We start from the raw sequence: 19,273 nt of genomic DNA on the forward strand, positions 1-19,273 counted from the left end.
ACCCTCCCCGGGTGGCGGACCCCGTCGTGCGTTCCGGTGCGTGCATGCTGCATGCTGGAGCACTTCAAGCAGGTCCCCGGTGTGACGGAGCGGCGCCATGACAACCACCTTCCCGGACATCTCCATCAGCACGGACCGGTTGACGATGCGTCCGCTCGACGACGAGGACGCCACCGCGCTCGCCGACCTCATGAACGACGAACTCGTCACCACCTGGCTCGCCGTACCGCACCCCTACACCCTCAACGACGCCCTGCACCACATCCGCGTCGCCGCCCCCGCCGAGCGGGCCGAGGGGCGCGGGATCGTGCTCGCCGTCACCGAGTTCCTCACCCAGCGCCTGGTCGGTGTGATCAGCCTCGGCGCCACCGACTGGCGGCTCGGGTCGGCCGAACTCAGCTACACCATCGGCCCCTGGGCCCGCGGCGAGGGATACGCCTGCGAGGCCGCCCTCGCGGTCGCCCAGTGGGCCTTCCGCGACCAGCGCCTGGAGCGCCTGGAGCTGCGGACCGCCGCCGGGAACACCGCCGCCCAGCAGGTCGCGCAGAAGATCGGCTGCATCAGCGAGGGGGTCCTGCGCAATGCGTGGATAGCGCGCAGCCCGATCGAGGACGGCGGCTGGGCCGACACCCGCACCGACCTCATCGTCTGGGGCCTGCTCCCCGAGGACATCGAGGACCTCTGCCTCGACGACGCCGGCCTGGCCGAGGCCGGCGGCTACCCCGGCCTCGCCGACTGGAACGCGCTCGCCGACCGGCGCTGACGCGCCGGGGTGACTCCCGGCCGCGGGCGGGTACGCTCGCCCTGCCCGCGCCCGGCCGACCGCCCCCGACCGCCCGGCCGCACGGCTCCGCCGCCTCCCGCCGCCCCCTCACAGTCACAGGAGTACGGATAACGATGGCCGATCGGGTCACAGTGATCGGCTGGGACGGCTCCCCGCTCACCGCGGCCGCCCACTCCGCCCTGCGCGCCGCCACCCTGGTGGCCGGCGCCGCCCACCACCTCGCCCTACCCGACGTCCCCGCCGCGGCCGAACGGATCCGGCTCGGCAGCGTCTCCCTCGCCGCCCGCCGCATCGCCGGCCACCGCGGCACCGCCGTCGTCCTCGCCGACGGCGACCCCGGCTTCTTCGGCGTGGTGCGCACCCTGCGCGCCCCCGAGCACGGCCTGGAGGTCGAGGTCGTCCCCGCCGTCTCGTCCGTCGCCACCGCGTTCGCCCGGGCGGGCATGCCCTGGGACGACGCCGAGGTCGTCGTCGCCCAGCCGCGCACCCTGCGCCGCGCCGTCAACGTCATCCGCGCCCACCCCAAGGTCGCCGTCCTCACCGCCCCCGGCGCGGGCCCGGCCGAACTGGCCCTGCTGCTCGGCGGGGTGCACCGGACCTTCGTCATCTGCGAGGAGCTCGGCACCGGCCGCGAACAGGTCACCGTCGTCACCTCCGACAAGGCCGCCGACCACGCCTGGCGCGACCCCAACGTCGTCATCGCCATCGGCGGCGGGGGCACGACCGCCACCGGCCCGATGGCGACCCCGCACACCGGCTGGATCGCGGGCCGCGAACCGCTCGGCGTCCGCGGCTGGGCGCTGCCCGCCGGGACCTACGGCGAAGAACTCGGCGAGGGCGAGTCAGACCGGCTCCGCGCCGCCCAACTGGCCCGGCTCGGCCCGCGCACCGGCGACCTGGTGTGGGACATCGGCTCCGGCAGCGGGGCGCTGGCCGTGGAGGCCGCGCGGTTCGGCGCGGCCGTCATCGCCGTCGACAGCGATCCCGAGGCCTGCGCCCGCACCGTCGCCCAGGCCCGCCGCTTCGGCGTCCAGCTCCAGGTCGTGCACGGCACCGCCCCGCACGTCCTGGAGGACCTGCCCGAGCCCGACGTCGTCCGGGTCGGCGGCGGGGGAGCGGCGGTCGTCTCCGCCTGCGCCGACCGGCGACCCGCCCGGATCGTCACCCACGCCGCCACCCGGGACGAGGCCGAACTCGTCGGCCGCACCCTCTCCGAGAGCGGCTACACCGTCGAGTGCGCCCTGATCCAGTGCGTCGAACTCGACACCCGCGCCTGGGTCGAACGCGAACGGACCGTCTCCTTCCTGCTCGCCGGCGAGCGCACCGACCGCGGCGCCTGACCCCGCGGCCCGCCGCGCCGTCCGACCTGTCCGGCTCGTCCGCCCCCGTCCTGACTCGTACGCCTGTACGGGGTAGGGTGATCGACCGACGCCCTGGCCGGCGGTGGGGACCTGCGGGGACGACGTGGCGCAGTCCACATCGGATCGTCGCGGATCCTGCCTCCCGCACGGAGTGCGGCCCGCGAGAATGCCGGTAGGCCGCGGGAGGTTCGTGCCGCGTGGCGCACACGCTCGTTCTCCTAGGAGGACGCCGGGTGCATCGCGCAGCTCCCTCCCGGACGACCAGGCCGAACACTCGAAGGCACAACCGATGGGCGAGGGGTACGCATGACTGACACCGGCCGGGTCCCGGGCGAGGGACTGCCGGGGAACGCAGGCATGACGGAACAGCCGGACCTGCCCGCGCCCCGCGTGTACGACTTCGCCGACGCGCCCGAGGACGACGACCTGCTCTTCATGCCGGGCGCCCAGGGCGCCTGGACCGAGGCGCAGCCGGTCGTGCCCCCGGCCGCGGTCCAGGTCACCGCGACGCCTCCGCAGCCGTTCGCCGTGCCGCAGTCCGGGGAGCCGGCCCCCGAGCCGGCCGGCCCGGAGGCCGCGGCGGCCCCCGTGGAGGCCTCCGCCGAGGTTCCGGCGGAGACGCCGGCACGGCCGGTGCCGGAGGACGCCCCGCAGGTCGCGGCGTTCGTGCCGAGTGACGGGTCCGGTGTGCCGGACCGGGGTGCGCCTGTCGAGGCCGTCGTTCCCGAGGCGTCCGCACCCGCCGACCCGGTCGCGCCCGTCGCAGCCGCGCCCGACGCACCTGCTGTGCCCGACGCTCCGGAGGCCCCCGCGGCTGATGCCCCGGCGGACCCCGCCGTGGCCGTACCCGATGCCGCGCCCGACGTCGCCGCCGTTGCCGTCACCGTGGAAGCCCCCGCCTCCGCCGAGCCGGAGAGCGCGGCCGAGGCGGTCGGTGCCCACGAGGCGTCCGGCCGCGACAGCGGTTCGCTGGACCTCGGCAGCGCCCGCCTCCCGTCGTCGGCCTTGTCCCACCCGCCCGTCGGCGCTCCCGTGGCCGCCCGGCGGCCGCTGCACCTGGGCCCGCCCGACCCGGACGCCACCATCGGCGGGGTCGTCCGCTCCCTCGCGGACCGCGGCCCGACCCCGGCGCCCGCCCCGCCGCGTCCGGAGCCCGTCCGCCCCTCCGGCCCGCCCACGTCGGGTCCGGAGTACCTCGACGTCCCGCGCGACGTGACCGCGGGCCTGCCCGGCCCCCAGCTCGGTGCGATCCCCCCGCAGGCCGCCGCGCCGTGGGGCACGCAGGCCGTCGCCACCGCGCCGCCCGCGGCGGAGCCGGCGCAGGCCGAGCACCCGGAGCCCGAGCCGGAGGTCCAGCCCGCGCCGGAGGCGCTCCTGGCCGAGCCCGCCGCAGAGGTTGAGCAGGCCGCGGTGGAGACCGCCCCGGAGCCCGCGTCCGATGCCGTGCCGCAGCACCTCGACGGTGTGGCGGAGACGATCGCCTCCGCGCCGGTCGCAGTAGAGGTCGCGCCGGAGCCCGAGGCCGTCCTGCCGCTCCCGACCCCGGACGCGCCGGCGGTCGCCCCCGAGACGCCTGCCCCCGAGGCGCCGGCCGCTCCCGTCGAGCACGCCCCCCTCGCCGACGCGCCTCCCGTCACGGAGACCGCTCCGGTCGAGGAGGCCCCGCAGCCGGAGCCGCCGCTCGTGCAGGCCGCGGAGGTGCCCCCGCCCGCCGCCGAGTCCGCCCCCGAGCCCTCTGCGCCGGAGCCGGTCACCGCGGCCGGGGCCGAGCCCCTCGCCGCGGAAGCGGAGCCGCAGCAGGATCAGGCCCCGCAGCCGGAGGCCTCCCCCCTGCCCGTCACCGAGCCCGTGGCCGAGCCCGAGGTCCAGCCCGAGCCCGCCGCGGAACCCGCGACCCCGCCCGCACCCCCCGCCCCCGGCTACGACGACGCCGAGCGCGAGGCCGTCCTGCGCGTCATGCGCGAGCGGCGCGACATCCGCAACGGCTTCCGCGGCGACCCCGTCCCGCACGACGTGCTCCTGCGCGTCCTGGAGGCCGCCCATACCGCGCCCTCCGTCGGCCACTCGCAGCCCTGGGACTTCGTCGTCATCCGCTCCGCGGAGACCCGCCGCTCCATGCACGAGCTGGCCCAGCGGCAGCGCGAGGCGTACGCCAGGTCGCTGCCCAAGGCGCGCGCGAAGCAGTTCAAGGAACTCAAGATCGAGGCCATCCTCGACACCCCGGTGAACATCGTGGTCACCGCCGACCCCACCCGCGGAGGCCGGCACACCCTCGGCCGGCACACGCAGCCGCAGATGGCGCCGTACTCCTCCGCCCTCGCCGTCGAGAACCTCTGGCTCGCCGCCCGCGCCGAGGGCCTCGGCGTCGGCTGGGTCAGCTTCTTCGACGAGCGGGAGATGGTCCGCGCGCTCGGCCTGCCCGAGCACCTGGAGGTCGTCGCCTACCTCTGCGTGGGATACGTCGACGAGTTCCCCGAGGAGCCCGAGCTCGCCCAGGCCGGCTGGTCCAAGAAGCGGCCGCTGTCCTGGGTGGTCCACGAGGAGACGTACGGGCGCCGCGCGCTGCCCGGCGAGGACCCGCACGACCTGCTCGCCGAGACCGTCGCGACCGTCCGCCCGCTGGACGCCAAGGCGCTCGGCGAGGCGTGGGAGCGGCAGAAGCGGATGACGAAGCCCGCGGGCGCGCTCGGCATGCTGGAGATCATCTCCGCGCAGCTCTCCGGGCTCTCCCGCACCTGCCCGCCGCCGATCCCCGAGCCCGCCGCGGTCGCGATCTTCGCCGGCGACCACGGGGTGCACGCCCAGGGCGTCACGCCGTGGCCGCAGGAGGTCACCGGCCAGATGGTCGCGAACTTCCTCGGCGGGGGAGCGGTCTGCAACGCCTTCGCGCACCAGGTCGGCGCCGAGGTCTGCGTCATCGACGTCGGCGTCGCGGCCGAGCTCCCGACCACCTCCGGCCTGCTGCCGCGCAAGGTCAGGGCCGGCACCGCCGACTTCACCGAGGGCCCCGCCCTCACCCGCGACGAGGTCAAGGCCGCCATCGAGGTCGGCATCGAGACGGCCCGCGACCTCGTCGCCGCGGGCAACAAGGCGCTGGTCACCGGCGAGATGGGGATCGCCAACACCACCGTCTCGGCCGCCCTGATCGCCGTCTGGACCGGCGCCGACCCCGCCGAGGTCACCGGCCGCGGCACCGGCATCAACGACGAGACGCACGCCCGGAAGGTCGACGTCGTCCGCCGCGGCCTGGAGCTCCACCGTCCCGACCCGGCCGACCCCATCGGCGTCCTCGCCGCGTTCGGCGGCCTGGAGCACGCCGCCCTCGTCGGCCTGATCCTCGGCGGCGCCTCCCTGCGCACCCCCGTCATCCTCGACGGGGTCAGCGCCGGTGCCGCCGCCCTGGTCGCCCGGGCCGTCGCCCCCGAGTCGCTCTCCGCGTGCATCGCGGGCCACCGTAGCGCGGAGCCCGGCCACGTGGCGGCCCTCGCGGAGCTCGGTCTGCGCCCGCTCATCGACCTCGACCTCCGCCTGGGCGAGGGCACCGGCGCGCTCCTCGCCCTGCCGGTCGTGCAGAGCGCGGCGCGGGCGATGCACGAGGTGGCGACGTTCGACTCGGCGGGCGTGACGGAGAAGTAGTCGACGCGGAGGTAACCGCAGGTCGGGGGCCCGGGACTGCACCGGGCCCCCGAGCACCGCGTATCGTGTTCGCAACCCCGCCGCTCCACCGCCGAAGCGGCCCCGCGGCCAGCGCCGTACCGCACGAGGAGCCGTCCCCCGCCATGTCGATCCACGCCGCCTACCCCGTCGGCCTCCGCCTCACCGACCGCCGCGTCGTGGTGCTCGGCGGCGGCCAGGTGGCCCAGCGCCGTCTGCCCGCCCTGATAGCGGCCGGGGCCGACGTCCACCTGATCTCGCCGTCCGCCACCCCGTCCGTCGAGGCGATGGCCGACGCGGGCGAGATCACCTGGACCCGCCGCCGGTACGAGGAGGGCGACTTCACCGACACCTGGTACGCGCTGATCGCGACCGGCGACACCGCGGCCAACGACCGCGCCTCCGCCGAGGCCGAGCGCAACCGCACCTGGTGCGTCCGCGCCGACGACGCCTCCGCCGCCACCGCCTGGACGCCCGCCACCGGCCGCTCCGAGGGCGTGACCGTCGCCGTCCTCACCACCGACGTCCCCGACCCCCGCCGCTCGGCGCTGCTGCGCGACGCGATCGTCGAGGGCCTGCGCGACGGCACCCTCACCGCCCCGCACCAGCGCGAGCGCACCCCCGGCGTCGCCCTCGTCGGCGGCGGGCCCGGCGACCCCGACCTGATCACCGTCCGCGGCCGGCGCCTCCTCGCCGAGGCCGACGTCGTCATCGCCGACCGGCTCGGCCCCCGCGACCTGCTCGACGAGCTCCCGCCGCACGTCGAGGTCATCGACGCGGCGAAGATCCCCTACGGCCGGTTCATGGCCCAGGAGGCCATCAACGACGCCCTGGTGGAGCACGCCAAGGCCGGCAAGGCCGTCGTGCGGCTCAAGGGCGGCGACCCCTACGTCTTCGGCCGCGGCATGGAGGAGCTGCACGCGCTCGCCGAGGCGGGCATCCCGGTCACCGTCGTGCCCGGCATCTCCAGCTCGATCTCCGTGCCCGCCGCGGCCGGCATCCCCGTCACCCACCGCGGCGTCGCCCACGAGTTCACCGTCGTCAGCGGGCACGTCGCCCCCGACGACCCGCGCTCGCTCGTCGACTGGGCCGCCCTCGCCAGGCTCCGCGGCACCCTCGTGCTCCTGATGGCCGTCGACAAGATCGGCCGGATCGCCGAGTCCCTCGTCGCCCACGGCAAGGACCCCGCAACGCCCGTCGCGCTCGTCCAGGAAGGCACCACCAGCGCCCAGCGCCGGGTCGACGCCACCCTCGCGACCGTCGCCGAGACCGTCGTCGCCGCGGGCGTACGGCCGCCCGCCGTGATCGTCGTCGGCGACGTCGTCCACGCCGGCGTCGAGCACGCCGGGCACGCCGAGAACTGAGCACCCCCACCGCACCCGAAGGACGAGGCAGCACCCCTCCGTGGCCGAGATCGTCACCGTCGAAGACCCGGCGGACCCCCGCCTGCACGACTACACCGACCTGACCGACGTCGAGCTGCGCCGTCGCCGCGAACCCGCGGAGGGGCTGTTCATCGCCGAGGGCGAGAAGGTGATCCGCCGCGCCCTGCAGGCCGGCTACCGCATGCGGTCCATGCTCCTGACCGCCAAGTGGACGGACGTGATGCGGGACGTCATCGACGCCACCCCCGCGCCGGTCCACGTGGTCGCCCCCGGCCTCGCCGAGCGGGTCACCGGCTACCACGTCCACCGCGGCGCCCTCGCCTCCTTCGAGCGCCGCCCGCTGCCCGACCCCGCCGACGTCCTCGGCCGCCCCGGCCTGCGGCGGGTCGCGCTCTTCGAGGACACGGTCGACCACGCCAACATGGGCGCCGCCTTCCGCAACGCCGCCGCGCTCGGCGTCGACGCCGTCCTGCTGACCCCGCGCTGCGCCGACCCCCTCTACCGGCGCGCCGTGAAGGTGTCCATGGGCGCCGTGTTCTCCGTCCCCTGGACCCGCCTGGACGCCTGGCCGGGCGACGCCGGCGTCCTGCGCGAGAACGGATTCGTCCTCGCCGCCCTGTGCCTCTCGGACCGGTCCGTCACCCTCGACGAGCTCGCCGACCGCCGGCCGGAGAAGCTGGCCCTCATGCTGGGCACGGAGGGCGACGGCCTGTCGCCCGCGGCGCTGCAGGCCGCGGACGTGCACGTCCGCATCCCGATGGACGCCGGAGTCGACTCCCTCAACGTCGCCGCCGCCTCCGCCGTCGCGTTCTACGCGACCCGGCCCCGGTGAGCGCGGGACCTCACAGCGCCGCAGGCGAGCCGATCTCCGCCCAGACCGTCTTGCCCTCCCCGGTGTAGCGCACCCCCCAGTTGACCGCCAGGCTCGCGCAGATCAGCAGCCCCCGCCCGCCCTCGTCGACCGCCTTCGCGTGCCGCAGATGGGGCGCCGCCTGACCGGCGTCGCTCACCTCGCAGACCAGCCGCGCACCCTCGGCGATCAGCCGCAGGACCACGGGCGCGGCCCCGTACCGCACGGCGTTGGTGACCAGCTCGCTGACCACGAGCGAGGTCGCGAACGGGTCGGCGGGATGCCCCCACCGCTCCAGGCACTCCTCGGCCCGCACCCGCGCCGCAGCCACCGCCGGGAACTCGAACGGCACCTCCCACTCGGCGAGCTCCCCGGACCCGAGCCGCCGGGTCCGGGCCACCAGCAGCACCTGGTCGGGGGTGAGGAGCCGGTCCACGGCGTCGGCCATCGCCTCCAGATCGCGCTGCGGATGGGCCAGCGCGGTCACCAGCTCCGCCGCGCGCGGCCCCGTCCCCGCCCCGCCCGGCGCGGACACCAGGCACAGCGTGCTGCCCTCGGGCAGCACGTGGCCCGCGAACCCGAACGGCGGCCCCTCGGCCCCCAGGAGCGGCCCCGCGGGAACGGGCCCGGTGTCGGCCGAACCGTCGGGCCGCACGACGACCAGCGGCGCGTCACCGGCCCGCGCCACGTCCAGTCGGCCGGAGACCGGGTCGTGGACGGCGACCGTGCAGCTCGCCGTCCGGTGGTGGTCGCCCTGCTCGGCGGCGAGCCGCAGCGTCGTCATGTGCAGCCGGGCGAGGAGCTCGTGCGGATCGAGGTCGAGGGTGCACAGGCTGTCCACGGCGGTGCGCAGCCTGCTCATCATCGCCACCGCCGCCACCCCGGGGCCCTCGACCTGCCCCACGACCAGCGCGACCCGGGCCCCCGGCAGCGCGACCACGTCGAACCACGACCCCGCCCCGCTCCCGCCGGGCCGGTGCCGCCCCACCACGTCGACCGCCCGCTGCGTGGCGTCCTGCCGCAGCACCGGCCAGCTCTGCAGCGCCGTCATGACGACGTGCTCGCGCGTGTGCCGCAGCGCGTTCTCCAGACAGGTCGCCGTACGGGCGCACACGCTGTCGGCGACGGCGAGGTCCTCCGCCTCGAACGGCACGGCCGCGGCGGCGCGCGAGAACACCACCGCCCCGAGGACCCGGCCGTGCGCGCTCAGTGGGGCCGCCAGCGTCCGGCCGGACCGTCCGCCGGCCTCGTCCGGGAGGACCGCGGCCGCCGCGGGCAGCGCGGCCCCGAAGATGCCCGGGACCAGCACCGACCCCGGCGCGGGCACCTTCGCCTCCCCGTCCTTCGAGCCGACCGCGGCGCAGCGCAGCTGCGGTACCAGGCCGCGGGGGTCGAGGTCGGGGTCCCCGCCCTTCAGCACCGCCTCGGTCAGGGCGACGACGACGGTGTCGGCGAACCAGGGGAGCGCCACGTCCACCAGCTCCTGGGCGGTGAGGTCCGCGTCCAGGCTGGTCCCGATCCGCTCGTGGGCCTCGTGCAGGAAGTGCAGCCGGGCCTTGGCGTGCTCGCGCTCCGTGACGTCCGCACTGGTGACGACCACGCCCATCACCGCGCCGTTGCGGTGCAGGAGGCGGTGCGCGCCGGTGGAGAAGAAGTACTCCCTGCCGCCGACGGCCGGCGGATGACCGGTGACGAGGTAGTTCGTCACGGGACGGCCGGTCTCCAGGACCCCCGTCAGGATCGACTCGTCGATGCTCACCCCGGCGGGCACGTACGCCTCCGACACGTGCCGGCCGACGATGAGCTCCGCGGGGATGCCGCGGATCCCGACGGCGACCGTGTTCACCCGGACGACGCGCAGCGAGGTGTCCAGGACGTGCAGCCCGATGTCCGAGCGGGTGAAGACCGCGTCCAGGACCGCCTCGTCCCATTCGTCCTGGCTCTGCTCGCTCGCGTTCACCGTGCACGTCCGTCTCTCGCGCGTCCTCGTCACCCCGGGTGGGGTTTCGATGGAATCGCTCATGAGCCGTCCGCGCATCTCCGGCCGCCGCCCGGGAGACGGCTTCACCCGATCGGTCGCCGGGCCCGCCGGCACTAGAGCCGCTGAGCGGCGGCGATCCCGAGCAGCACGATCAGCGTGACCACGACGAACACGATCAGCCGCTGCCGCAGCAGCCGCCGGTTCACCGCGGCGGGCCGCCGCCCCGACCCGGTCGTCCGCGCCCCCGAAGGACGCGCGCCCGAGGGCCGCGCCCCCGTCGTCCGCCCGCCGGCCGTCCTCGCCGCCGGCGTCCGCTGCCCCGGCGCCCGGTCGCCCGTCCGCGCCACGTCCCGTACGGCGCCCGAGCGCGGGCCGCCGGTCCGCGCCGCGGCCGGCCGTCCGCCGCTGCTCCTCGGCCCCCGCGACCCGCCTGCGGTGCCCCGCCCGGCGCCCGTCCCGTCCGGGTGCCGCTCGTCGTGCGGGTCGTGTCCCCGGGTGTACTGCGCGGTCGCCTGCCCCGCCGTCGCCTCCGCGTCCCGGCGGGGCGCCGGCGGCCGCAGCGCCGCCGTGCCCTGCGCCTCGCGCGCGGCGATCTCCTTCAGCCGCATCGACAGCTGGAGGGTGCTCGGCCGCTCCTCGGGGTCCTTCGCCAGGCAGGCCTGCAGCAGCGGGGCCAGCGCGTCCGGCACGCCCGTCAGATGCGCCTCCTCGTGCACCACCCGGTACAGCATCACCTCGGAACTGCCGTGCCCGAACGGCGAGTCCGCCGTCGCCGAGTACGCCAGCGTCGCGCCGAGCGCGAAGACGTCCGTGGCCGGGGTCACCGCCGCGCCCCGCACCTGCTCGGGGGCCAGGAACCCGGGGGAGCCGACCGCCGTGCCCACGTGGGTCAGCGTGCTCGCGCCGGTCGCCCAGGCGATCCCGAAGTCGATGATCCGCGGGCCCTTCGGCGACAGCAGGATGTTCGACGGCTTCAGGTCGCGGTGCACGACCCCCGCCTCGTGGACCGCGACCAGGCCCTCGGCCAGCGCCGCGCCCACCGCGGCCACCTCCGCCGCGGACAGCGGGCCCTCCTCGTTCACCTTGTCGTGCAGCGAGGGCCCCGGGACGTACTGGGTGGCGAACCACGGCCGGTCGGCCTCCAGGTCCGCGGCGACCAGCCGGGCCGTGCAGCCGCCCCTGATCCGCCGCGCCGCCGAGACCTCACGGGCGAACCGCGAACGGAACTCCTGATCCTCCGCCAGGTCCGGCCGGATCACCTTCAGGGCGACCCGCTGCCCCCGCCGGTCGGACCCCAGGTAGACGACCCCCATGCCGCCCGCGCCGAGCCGGCGGTGCAACCGGAACGAGCCGACGACACGCGGGTCCTCGCGTCGGAGCCGCATCATCGCCATCGTCGTCCATCCCCGTTCCCCTGCGGTCGGTCCACCGGGCACAGCTTACGTAGTGCCGCCCGCCCCCGCGTACAGGCCGCGCCCTCCCGGGCCGGACGATTGTCAGTGCGGGGTGGGAGAATTGAGCCGTGGTCAGAGAGCCGCCGCCGCGCGGCTCCTCACCCGCGCGCGGCCGCAACCGAGCGGCCGCAGAAGGGGGTTCGATCCGATGAAGGGCGACCGGGTGGAGATCGTCGTGGACGCGGGGGACACGACACGGACCTACGAGGTGGTGGCCAGCCGGGCCGGCCGCCGGGTGGAGACGAACGTGCGCCGGGGGGTGGTCGAGGTGAGCGAGGTCACCCGCAACGGCACGATCGTCCGCACCGCCCGCTTCATGGCCACCAGGGTGCTCGCCCTGGTGGAGCAGCCCGTCCCGAGGGAGGACGCCGCCGAGCGCCCCAAGTGACCCCTCCGGGATGTCCCTGAGACCGCGGCGCACTCCTCCACCCAGGGGAGTACGCCCCGGGTCCCGCGCTCATCCTCCGGGAGTGCCGGGAATCGGTACGGAGGCATGACGCCCGGCACCCCCGCCGTCCCTAGGCTTGAGGTCAAGCGGTGGGTGCGGCACTCGTCCCCCGAGTTCGGACACCCACCGCTGTCCATACGACAGGAGAAGGACCATGGCCGACACGGCAGCGCGGAGCATCATCCGCACGCAGGGACGCAAGGCGACCGCCGCGTTCGGCGGCAGCCGGACCGGCACGCGGCACCCCTTGGTGGCGACGCTCATGGTGCTTCCCCTGGCGGCCCTGCTCGCAGTCGCCTTCGGCGGCTGGGACGCAGTGGTGACACAGGCGTCGTCCGTGGGCGTGATGCTGGGGCGCTGAGCGGCGCTCCGGGGCCCGGGAGAGCGGCCCGGGCCGGGACATCCGGCCATTCAGCCCCGTGGGGACGGGGGTGCGACGGACGGCGATCGAGGTCCGGACGGCTGGGGAGCCGTCCGGACCTCGCTGTGTTCCCCGCCGTCACACGCCCGGCCGGCCTCCCCGTAGGCTCCCCGGGTGACCGGCACGCTCCTGACCGCCCTCGGCCGCCTCGCGGCGAGCGCCGCGCACCCCGCCGGGCCGCCCGACCGGGCCTGCGCCTGCGCCTGCGCGGCCGGGGTGCTCGCCGACCGCGCCGACGGCACCGTCGTCCGCCACGGCCGCCTCGTCGCCAAGGCGCACGCCCCCGACTCCGATCCCGTCGCCCTGGCCGTCCGCGTCGCCGTCGCCGCCCACCCGGCGCTCACCGGCATACTCCTGCCGCCGCTCACCCCCGCCGCCGGGGCGGTGGCCGGCCGGCCCGGCAGCGTCTGGCCGCTCGGCCTGCCCGTCGACCCCGAGCGGCCCGAGGCCGCCCCCTGGGAGGAGGCGGCGAGACTCCTCGCCCGCCTGCACGCCGTCCCCGCCGGCCGGCTCACCGGACCGCTGCCGCCCATGCGCGGCCCGCTCAAGGCGGCCCGCGCCATGGCCCGGATGCGCGCCGCCGCACCCCACCCCGCGACCCAGGACGTCGAGCGCGCCTGGGCGACCCTGCCCGCCTGGGCCCGCGCCGAGGCCCCGCACCCCACCGCCCGCACCCTCTGCCACGGCGACCTCCACCTCGGACAACTCGTCCGCCACCCGGCCCCCGAAGGCCCCTGGCTGCTCATCGACGTCGACGACCTCGGACTCGGCGACCCCGCCTGGGACCTGGCCCGACCCGCCGCCTGGTTCGCCGCCGGCCTCCTCGCCCCCGAGATCTGGCACCGCTTCCTCACCGCCTACCGCACGGCGGGCGGGAGCGCGGTCCCGGAGCACGACGACCCGTGGCCGGCGCTCGACGTGCCCGCCCGCGCCCTCACCGCGCAGACCGCGGCCCTGGCGATCGCGAAGGCCGCTACCGGGCAACGCCCGCTCGACGAGGACGAGTTGCTGATGACCGCGGCCTGCGCCCGGATCGCCGCCCACCTACCCCGACCGGCGGACGATGTCGCACAGTAGGGTGAACGGACAAAGCGACCACGAGGAGTTGAGGTCAGCATGCAGTGTCCCAAGTGCCGTGCGCCGATGCACACGTACAACCGCAACGGCGTCCAGATCGAGCAGTGCAGCGGCTGCCGGGGGATCTTCCTGGACTACGGCGAGCTGGAGTCCCTGACCCGGCTGGAGTCCCAGTGGCAGGGCGGCGTCCCCGGCCAGGTCCCGCCGCCGCCCGCACCGCCCGCCTATCCCGCCGCCCCGGCCCCCGCCTGGGGCGCCCCGCAGCACGGCGGCCACCACGGCGGGCACGGGGGGCACGGGGGGCACCACAACCGCGGCTTCGGGCGCATGCTCTTCTCCTCCTGAGCAACGCGGAAGCCCCCGGTCACCGAGATGACCGGGGGCTTCGTGCGGTGCGCGATACTGGGATTGAACCAGTGACCTCTTCCGTGTCAGGGAAGCGCTCTCCCGCTGAGCTAATCGCGCGGGACGATCCGTGCGGACCCGTGCTGCGTGGTGCTGCGTGCGCGATACTGGGATTGAACCAGTGACCTCTTCCGTGTCAGGGAAGCGCTCTCCCGCTGAGCTAATCGCGCGGGACGATCCGTGCGGACCGGTACTGCGTGGTGCTGCGTGCGCGATACTGGGATTGAACCAGTGACCTCTTCCGTGTCAGGGAAGCGCTCTCCCGCTGAGCTAATCGCGCTTGGAGGTGGAGACGGGATTTGAACCCGTGTAGACGGCTTTGCAGGCCGTTGCCTCGCCTCTCGGCCACTCCACCAGGAGCCTGGTCAGGGGTATCGGGATGATTCCCCCACCATCGAGCGGACGACGAGACTCGAACTCGCGACATCCACCTTGGCAAGGTGGTGCTCTACCAACTGAGCTACGTCCGCATGTCGTTTCCGGTGGGCTTGCGCTCCCCGGCGACGTGTTGAACTCTAGCGGATTCCCGGGCCAGCACAAAAACGCGTTTGCGCAGCGTGCTGCGGTGCCGCTCACCGACGCCGTCCTCACCTGCACCGCTCCTAGACTCGGCCCCGTGCACAACCTCACCGACATGGCCCGCTTCGGCTCTCTCGTCGCCACCGACCTGCGCGACGTGACCCACGACCCCTCCGCGCTCGACTCCGCCGGCTTCTGGGCGGTCTCCGCCGACTTCGAGGGGCGGCTGACCTGCGCCCGCTTCGGCCGGGTGCGCCGGGAGCCGGTCCCCGAGCCCGTCCCCGGGGCCTGGCGCGGACCCGCGGCGCACGCGTGGACGTCGTCGCTCGACCACGCCGCCTACACCGCGGGCGTGCGCCGGATCCGCGAGCGCATCGCCACCGGCGAGGTCTACCAGGCCAACCTCTGCCGCGTGCTCTCCGCGCCCCTCGACGACCCCGCGGCCGACGTCGACGCCCTCACCGCGCTCCTCGCCCGCGGCAACCCCGCCCCGTACGCGGGAACGGTCCGGCTGCCCCGGCACGGCGTCGAGATCGCCACCGCCTCCCCGGAGCTCTACCTCCGCCGTGACGGCCGCACGGTGTCCTCCGGCCCGATCAAGGGCACCGGCCGCACCGAGGCCGACCTCCTGGAGAAGGACTACGCGGAGAACGTGATGATCGTCGACCTGGTCCGCAACGACCTGGGGATCGTCTGCGCGACCGGCAGCGTGACCGTGCCCGAGCTGTGCGTCGTCGACAAGCACCCCGGCCTCGTCCACCTGGTCTCGACCGTCGAGGGCGAACTCGCCGAAGGGGCCGGCTGGGGCGCGCTGCTCGGCGCGACCTTCCCGCCCGGCTCCGTGACCGGCGCGCCCAAGTCCAGCGCGCTGCGGATCATCGACGAGCTGGAGACGGCCCCGCGCGGACCGTACTGCGGCGGGATCGGCTGGGTCGACGCCGACCGCGGGACGGGCGAACTCGCCGTCGGCATCCGGACCTTCTGGATCGACCGCAGCGCAGGGTCGCCCGTCCTCCGCTTCGGCACCGGCGCCGGGATCACCTGGGGGTCCGACCCCGAGGGCGAGTGGCGGGAGACCGAGCTCAAGGCGGAGCGGCTGCTCGCGATAGCGTCGGGTGAGTACCACCCGATCGAAGGGACGTAGCGGTGAAGATCTGGCTGAACGGCGGGCTGCGCGACGCCGAGGCCGCCCGGGTGTCGGTCCTCGACCACGGACTGACCGTGGGCGACGGCATCTTCGAGACCCTCAAGGCCGTCGACGGACGCGCCTTCGCACTGACCCGCCACCTCGAGCGGCTCACCCGGTCCGCGCGCGGCCTCGGTCTGCCCGACCCGGACCTCGACGAGGTCCGCCGCGCCTGCGCCGAGGTGCTCGCCGCCAACCCGATGCCGCTCGGCCGGCTCCGCGTCACCTACACCGGCGGCCTCTCGCCGCTCGGCTCCGACCGCGGCGACGACGGCCCCACCCTCGTCGTCGCCGTCGGCGAGACCACCCGCCGGCCCGACACCACCGCCGTGGTCACCGTCCCCTGGACCCGCAACGAGCGGGGCGCGCTCAGCGGCCTGAAGACCACCTCCTACGCCGAGAACGTCGTCGCCCTCGCCCGGGCCCACGACGGCGGCGCGTCCGAGGCGCTGTTCGCCAACACCGTCGGACAGCTCTGCGAAGGCACCGGCTCGAACGTCTTCGTCGTCCTCGACGGCGAGCTGCACACCCCGCCGCTCGCCTCCGGCTGCCTGGCCGGCGTCACCCGCGCCCTGGCGGCGGAGTGGGCCGGCGCCCGCGAGACGGACCTGCCGATGGACGTCCTCCAGCGGGCCGACGAGATCTTCCTGACCTCCACCCTGCGGGACGTCCAGGCCGTCCACCGCGTCGACGGACGCGACCTCGGGTCGGCCCCGGGACCGGTCACCGCGAAGGCTATGCGGATCTTCGAGGAGCGGTCGGGCGCGGATCTCGACCCGTAGGCCGGTGGCCGCCCGTGGATCGCCGGGTAGACCATGGGCATGACCACCACCCTGCGGCCGACGGGCCCGCTCCAGCACGACGCCGACGGGATCCGGCGGCAGCACTTCCGGGTCTGCGTGAACAGCCGGCCCGTCGGCGAGGTCGAGGTGTCCACCGACGCCCGCTACGGCCCCACGGTCGGACGCATCGACGGGCTCCGCGTCGAGCAGCCGGACCAGCGGCGGGGCAGGGCGACCGTCGCCGCCCTCGCCGCCGAGGAGGTGCTGCGCGGCTGGCGGTGCGAGCGGGCGGAGGTCTCCGTGCCCGCCGACGCCACACCGGCCCTCGCCCTCGTCCGCGCCCTAGGCTACGTCGAGCGCAACCGGACCCTGCGCAAGCAGGTCCCCGCCGAGCCGCCCGCCCTGCCCGAGGGCAGCGCCGGGCGGCCGATGACGGAGGCCGAGTACGCGGCGTGGGCCGGGCGCACGGCCGAGGAGTACGTCGCCGCCCTGATGTCCCACGGTGTCGCCGAGGGGCGGGCGCGCGAGCTGTGCGCGACGGACCACTGGGCCGCGCTCGGGGACGGGGTGCGCAACCCCGACGCCTGGCTGGAGGTCCTGGAGCACGACGGGACGCCCGTGGGCACGCTCTGGGTGGCCCTCACCCCGGACCAGGCCCTCGTCGTCCTCGTCGAGGTCGCCCCCGAGCACCGGGGGCGCGGCCACGGACGGTCGCTGATGCTGCTCGCCGAGCAGCGGGCCCGCGCCGCCGGACGCGGGGCGCTGCGGCTGAACGTCTTCGCGGACAACACGCCGGCGGTATGGCTCTACGCCTCGCTCGGCTACGAGCCGGTCGTGCACCACCTGTTCAAGCCACTGTAGGACCCCGCCGCGCGGGCGGCCCGGCTGCCTCCCTCCGGACCCGGCTGCCCCGCGGCCGCGTCTACTGCGCGAGCAGCCGGTCGACGACCTCCTCGATCCGGGCCCGCAGCCCCTCCTGGCTCCCGCCGCCGTCCAGCCGCTGCCCGTCGACGACGTACGTCGGCGTGCCGGTGACCCCGATGGCCTTGCCCTCGGCCTGGTCGGCGTCGACGATCAGCAGGTGCCGGCCGTCGATCAGCGCGGTGTCGAACTCCTCAGCGTCCAGGCCCAGTTCGTCGGCGACCTCCAGCAGGAGGGCCTCGCCGTGCCGGTCCAGCTCGGCCACCCGGTCGAGCACCGCCTCGGCGTACGGCCAGCCCCGGCCCTGGGCGAGCGCCTCCTCGGCGGCCTGGGCGGCGGCGTAGGCGTGCTTGTGCTTGTCGAGGGGGAAGTGGCGCAGCCGGATGTCGAGCCGCTCGCCGTAGTGGTCCCGCAGGGCGCGGACGTCGTCGAGGGCGGTACGGCAGTCGGGGCACTGGAGCTCGCACCAGACGTCGAGGACGACGGGGCGGGCGGTGGGGGTTTCGCTCATACCCCCGAGTCTCCCAGGTGGCGACCCGGAGATATCCCTGATGTCCGCTCCCACCGTGGCCTCCGGCACGCGAGCCGGTGCAGGATGGGAGGGACGGGACGTATCGCCGCAGCGCTGGAGGACCGGATGGTTGCCGAGACCGTATGTACCGCCGTGGCCGCGGCGGGTTTGGGGATCGCGGCGATCACGGCGTACCGCAGGCGCTTCCTCGCCGCCGCGCGGATCGCCGCGTACGCGCTGGTGCCGCTCGGCCTGGTGATGACCGGGGTGGTGGACTGGGCGGTGGACGTGGTGTTCAGCCCCGGCGTCTGGGCCGGCTTCGGGGTGCTCGGGCTCTCCTGGCTGATCTTCGTGGTCACCCGTGCCGTCGAGCGCCGGGGCGGCGGGACCCGCAAGGAGCGCCGCGCGGCCCGCCGGGCCGCCGGGCGCGAGGCGGTCGCCCCCGGCGCCTCCGAACCGGCGCTCGGCCCCGGGCGGCCGACCGGGCAGCCGGCGGCCCGGCCCGCCCGGAAGCCCGCAGCCGCCCCCGCGGATGACTTCTCGGACATCGAAGCGATTCTGAAAAAGCACGGAATCTGACGAACTCCGCCCCGGGAAACGCATGTTGGTCATGCGGATCCTCCGGCGTGCGCCATCATCGGCGCGAGATGCACGACATTCCCCGGGGCGACGTCCCCGCACCGCTGACGCCCGCGGCCGACCACGAGCCGCGCGGCTGCCTGTTCGCCCTCTCGCAGCCGCCCCTGATGATCTTCCTCGGGGTGATCGCCTGCCTGCTCCTGATGGCGGCGGTCCACGACCTGTACCTGCTGTGAGCGCCGCGCGCCCCGTACGTCCGCACCGTGGCCGGCCCGCGCGGGCGGTCAGCTCGCCGACGACTCCCTGCGCCGGGCCCGGTAGGCGGCGACGTGCAGGCGGTTGCCGCAGGTGCGGCTGTCGCAGTAGCGGCGTGAGCGGTTGCGGGACAGGTCCACGAAGGCCCGTCCGCAGTCCGGCGCCTCGCAGCGGCGCAGCCGCTCCCGCTCGCCTGCGACCACGATGAAGGCCAGCGCCATGCCGCAGTCGGCCGCGAGGTGCTCGTCGACGGCCGCGCCCGGCGCGAAGTAGTGGATGTGCCAGTCGTAGCCGTCGTGGTCGGTCAGCCGCGGCGTCGTCCCGGCGGCGGCGACCAGCTGGTTCACGATGAGCGCGGCGGCGGCCGCGTCGGGGGCCGCGAACACGTCCGCGAAGCGCCCCCGCACCCCGTGCACGGCCTCCAGGTCGTGCGCGGTGAGCGTGCCGACGTCGCTGACCTCGTGGTCGCGCAGGAAGCCGTACAGCGCCGCGACGTCCGGGAGCCCGTCGGTCTCGCCGGACTCCGGTGCGGTGTTCACCAGCGCGACGACGACCTCGAGGGCGCGCCGGGTGTCGTGGGGGATCAGCACGTTCGCTCCCTCGCCGCCGGCGGACGGTCTCCCGCCGAATGACCCGAACCTTAGCGCTCCGGCGCCGCGGCCGGACGCAGCGGTGCCGCCGCCGCGGACTGCTCCGCGGC

The 19,273-nt window shown here is 75.7% G+C and carries 18 protein-coding genes and 5 tRNA genes; 14 read left to right on the forward strand and 9 right to left on the reverse strand.

The genetic code is table 11. From position 1 onward, the window contains the following. The first annotated feature begins 97 nt into the window (after nucleotides 1–97). The 5 genes from ACFWEG_RS22080 to ACFWEG_RS22100 all read left to right on the forward strand — a co-directional run bounded on the left by ACFWEG_RS22080 (nucleotide 98) and on the right by ACFWEG_RS22100 (nucleotide 8,016). Entirely contained in the window at nucleotides 98–763 is a 666-nt protein-coding gene (locus ACFWEG_RS22080) for a GNAT family N-acetyltransferase (protein ID WP_387217807.1), read from the forward strand. Between the two features lie 134 nt (nucleotides 764–897). Continuing rightward, nucleotides 898–2,124, forward strand: coding sequence for a precorrin-6y C5,15-methyltransferase (decarboxylating) subunit CbiE (gene cbiE / locus ACFWEG_RS22085; protein WP_387217809.1), 1,227 nt, complete (start codon nucleotides 898–900; stop codon nucleotides 2,122–2,124). Between the two features lie 327 nt (nucleotides 2,125–2,451). Further along, on the forward strand, nucleotides 2,452–5,781 hold the full coding sequence (gene cobT, locus ACFWEG_RS22090; protein ID WP_387217812.1) for a nicotinate-nucleotide--dimethylbenzimidazole phosphoribosyltransferase: 3,330 nt from the start codon (nucleotides 2,452–2,454) through the stop codon (nucleotides 5,779–5,781). A 143-nt stretch (nucleotides 5,782–5,924) separates the two neighbouring features. Continuing rightward, nucleotides 5,925–7,163: a uroporphyrinogen-III C-methyltransferase gene (gene cobA / locus ACFWEG_RS22095; RefSeq protein ID WP_387217815.1), complete on the forward strand. Its 1,239-nt coding sequence runs from the start codon at nucleotides 5,925–5,927 to the stop codon at nucleotides 7,161–7,163. Between the two features lie 40 nt (nucleotides 7,164–7,203). Continuing rightward, nucleotides 7,204–8,016, forward strand: coding sequence for a TrmH family RNA methyltransferase (locus tag ACFWEG_RS22100; RefSeq protein ID WP_387217817.1), 813 nt, complete (start codon nucleotides 7,204–7,206; stop codon nucleotides 8,014–8,016). A 10-nt stretch (nucleotides 8,017–8,026) separates the two neighbouring features. Here the strand turns inward: ACFWEG_RS22100 and ACFWEG_RS22105 are convergent, their stop codons facing one another. Together ACFWEG_RS22105 and ACFWEG_RS22110 are read right to left on the reverse strand one after the other, a co-directional pair. Next, complete coding sequence (locus tag ACFWEG_RS22105) at nucleotides 8,027–9,994, reverse strand: SpoIIE family protein phosphatase (protein ID WP_387217819.1); 1,968 nt, start codon at nucleotides 9,992–9,994, stop codon at nucleotides 8,027–8,029. Nucleotides 9,995–10,128: 134 nt separating this feature from the next. Further along, complete coding sequence (locus tag ACFWEG_RS22110) at nucleotides 10,129–11,409, reverse strand: protein kinase (RefSeq protein ID WP_387217822.1); 1,281 nt, start codon at nucleotides 11,407–11,409, stop codon at nucleotides 10,129–10,131. A 208-nt stretch (nucleotides 11,410–11,617) separates the two neighbouring features. On the opposite strand from ACFWEG_RS22110, the gene ACFWEG_RS22115 reads away from it, so the two are divergent. From ACFWEG_RS22115 to ACFWEG_RS22130, 4 genes are all read left to right on the forward strand, one after another. Further along, nucleotides 11,618–11,857, forward strand: a complete 240-nt coding sequence (locus ACFWEG_RS22115) for a hypothetical protein (RefSeq protein WP_387217824.1) — start codon at nucleotides 11,618–11,620, stop codon at nucleotides 11,855–11,857. A 214-nt stretch (nucleotides 11,858–12,071) separates the two neighbouring features. Beyond that, nucleotides 12,072–12,278, forward strand: coding sequence for a hypothetical protein (locus ACFWEG_RS22120; protein WP_387217826.1), 207 nt, complete (start codon nucleotides 12,072–12,074; stop codon nucleotides 12,276–12,278). A gap of 174 nt (nucleotides 12,279–12,452) precedes the next feature. Beyond that, nucleotides 12,453–13,415, forward strand: a complete 963-nt coding sequence (locus ACFWEG_RS22125; RefSeq protein WP_387217829.1) for a phosphotransferase family protein — start codon at nucleotides 12,453–12,455, stop codon at nucleotides 13,413–13,415. 39 nt (nucleotides 13,416–13,454) lie between these two features. Beyond that, a complete protein-coding gene (locus ACFWEG_RS22130; protein WP_387217831.1) occupies nucleotides 13,455–13,760 on the forward strand; it encodes a zf-TFIIB domain-containing protein in 306 nt (101 codons plus the stop codon). A gap of 48 nt (nucleotides 13,761–13,808) precedes the next feature. On the opposite strand, the gene ACFWEG_RS22135 is transcribed toward ACFWEG_RS22130, so the two are convergent. The 5 genes from ACFWEG_RS22135 to ACFWEG_RS22155 all read right to left on the reverse strand — a co-directional run bounded on the left by ACFWEG_RS22135 (nucleotide 13,809) and on the right by ACFWEG_RS22155 (nucleotide 14,290). Beyond that, nucleotides 13,809–13,880: transfer RNA gene (locus ACFWEG_RS22135), tRNA-Val, on the reverse strand. Nucleotides 13,881–13,918: 38 nt separating this feature from the next. Next, nucleotides 13,919–13,990, reverse strand: a tRNA-Val gene (locus ACFWEG_RS22140). Between the two features lie 38 nt (nucleotides 13,991–14,028). Next, a tRNA-Val gene (locus ACFWEG_RS22145) sits at nucleotides 14,029–14,100 on the reverse strand. 1 nt (nucleotide 14,101) lies between these two features. Beyond that, a tRNA-Cys gene (locus tag ACFWEG_RS22150) sits at nucleotides 14,102–14,175 on the reverse strand. 42 nt (nucleotides 14,176–14,217) lie between these two features. Next, a tRNA-Gly gene (locus ACFWEG_RS22155) sits at nucleotides 14,218–14,290 on the reverse strand. A 95-nt stretch (nucleotides 14,291–14,385) separates the two neighbouring features. Here ACFWEG_RS22155 and ACFWEG_RS22160 point away from each other — a divergent pair. From ACFWEG_RS22160 to ACFWEG_RS22170, 3 genes are read left to right on the forward strand one after another with little or no spacing between them, the layout of a single operon-like run. Then, nucleotides 14,386–15,483, forward strand: coding sequence for a chorismate-binding protein (locus ACFWEG_RS22160; protein WP_387217834.1), 1,098 nt, complete (start codon nucleotides 14,386–14,388; stop codon nucleotides 15,481–15,483). Nucleotides 15,484–15,485: 2 nt separating this feature from the next. Further along, complete coding sequence (locus ACFWEG_RS22165) at nucleotides 15,486–16,307, forward strand: aminotransferase class IV (protein WP_387217837.1); 822 nt, start codon at nucleotides 15,486–15,488, stop codon at nucleotides 16,305–16,307. A gap of 39 nt (nucleotides 16,308–16,346) precedes the next feature. Further along, the gene (locus tag ACFWEG_RS22170; protein WP_387217840.1) at nucleotides 16,347–17,168 is read left to right on the forward strand and encodes a GNAT family N-acetyltransferase; all 822 of its coding nucleotides are present in this window, start codon (nucleotides 16,347–16,349) and stop codon (nucleotides 17,166–17,168) included. Nucleotides 17,169–17,229: 61 nt separating this feature from the next. On the opposite strand, the gene ACFWEG_RS22175 is transcribed toward ACFWEG_RS22170, so the two are convergent. Beyond that, the gene (locus tag ACFWEG_RS22175; RefSeq protein ID WP_387217842.1) at nucleotides 17,230–17,739 is read right to left on the reverse strand and encodes a DsbA family protein; all 510 of its coding nucleotides are present in this window, start codon (nucleotides 17,737–17,739) and stop codon (nucleotides 17,230–17,232) included. Nucleotides 17,740–17,865: 126 nt separating this feature from the next. Between ACFWEG_RS22175 and ACFWEG_RS22180 the strand changes: the two genes are divergently transcribed. Together ACFWEG_RS22180 and ACFWEG_RS22185 are read left to right on the forward strand one after the other, a co-directional pair. Then, nucleotides 17,866–18,318 (forward strand): hypothetical protein, encoded by a 453-nt coding sequence (locus ACFWEG_RS22180; RefSeq protein ID WP_387217844.1) that lies wholly within the window; start codon nucleotides 17,866–17,868, stop codon nucleotides 18,316–18,318. A gap of 68 nt (nucleotides 18,319–18,386) precedes the next feature. Continuing rightward, entirely contained in the window at nucleotides 18,387–18,554 is a 168-nt protein-coding gene (locus tag ACFWEG_RS22185) for a hypothetical protein (protein ID WP_387217846.1), read from the forward strand. A gap of 48 nt (nucleotides 18,555–18,602) precedes the next feature. Here the strand turns inward: ACFWEG_RS22185 and ACFWEG_RS22190 are convergent, their stop codons facing one another. Further along, complete coding sequence (locus ACFWEG_RS22190) at nucleotides 18,603–19,163, reverse strand: CGNR zinc finger domain-containing protein (RefSeq protein WP_387217848.1); 561 nt, start codon at nucleotides 19,161–19,163, stop codon at nucleotides 18,603–18,605. Nucleotides 19,164–19,273 lie beyond the last annotated feature (110 nt).

This window comes from Streptomyces sp. NPDC060194 (assembly GCF_042728285.1).
Classification (GTDB): Bacteria; Actinomycetota; Actinomycetes; order Streptomycetales; family Streptomycetaceae; genus Streptomyces.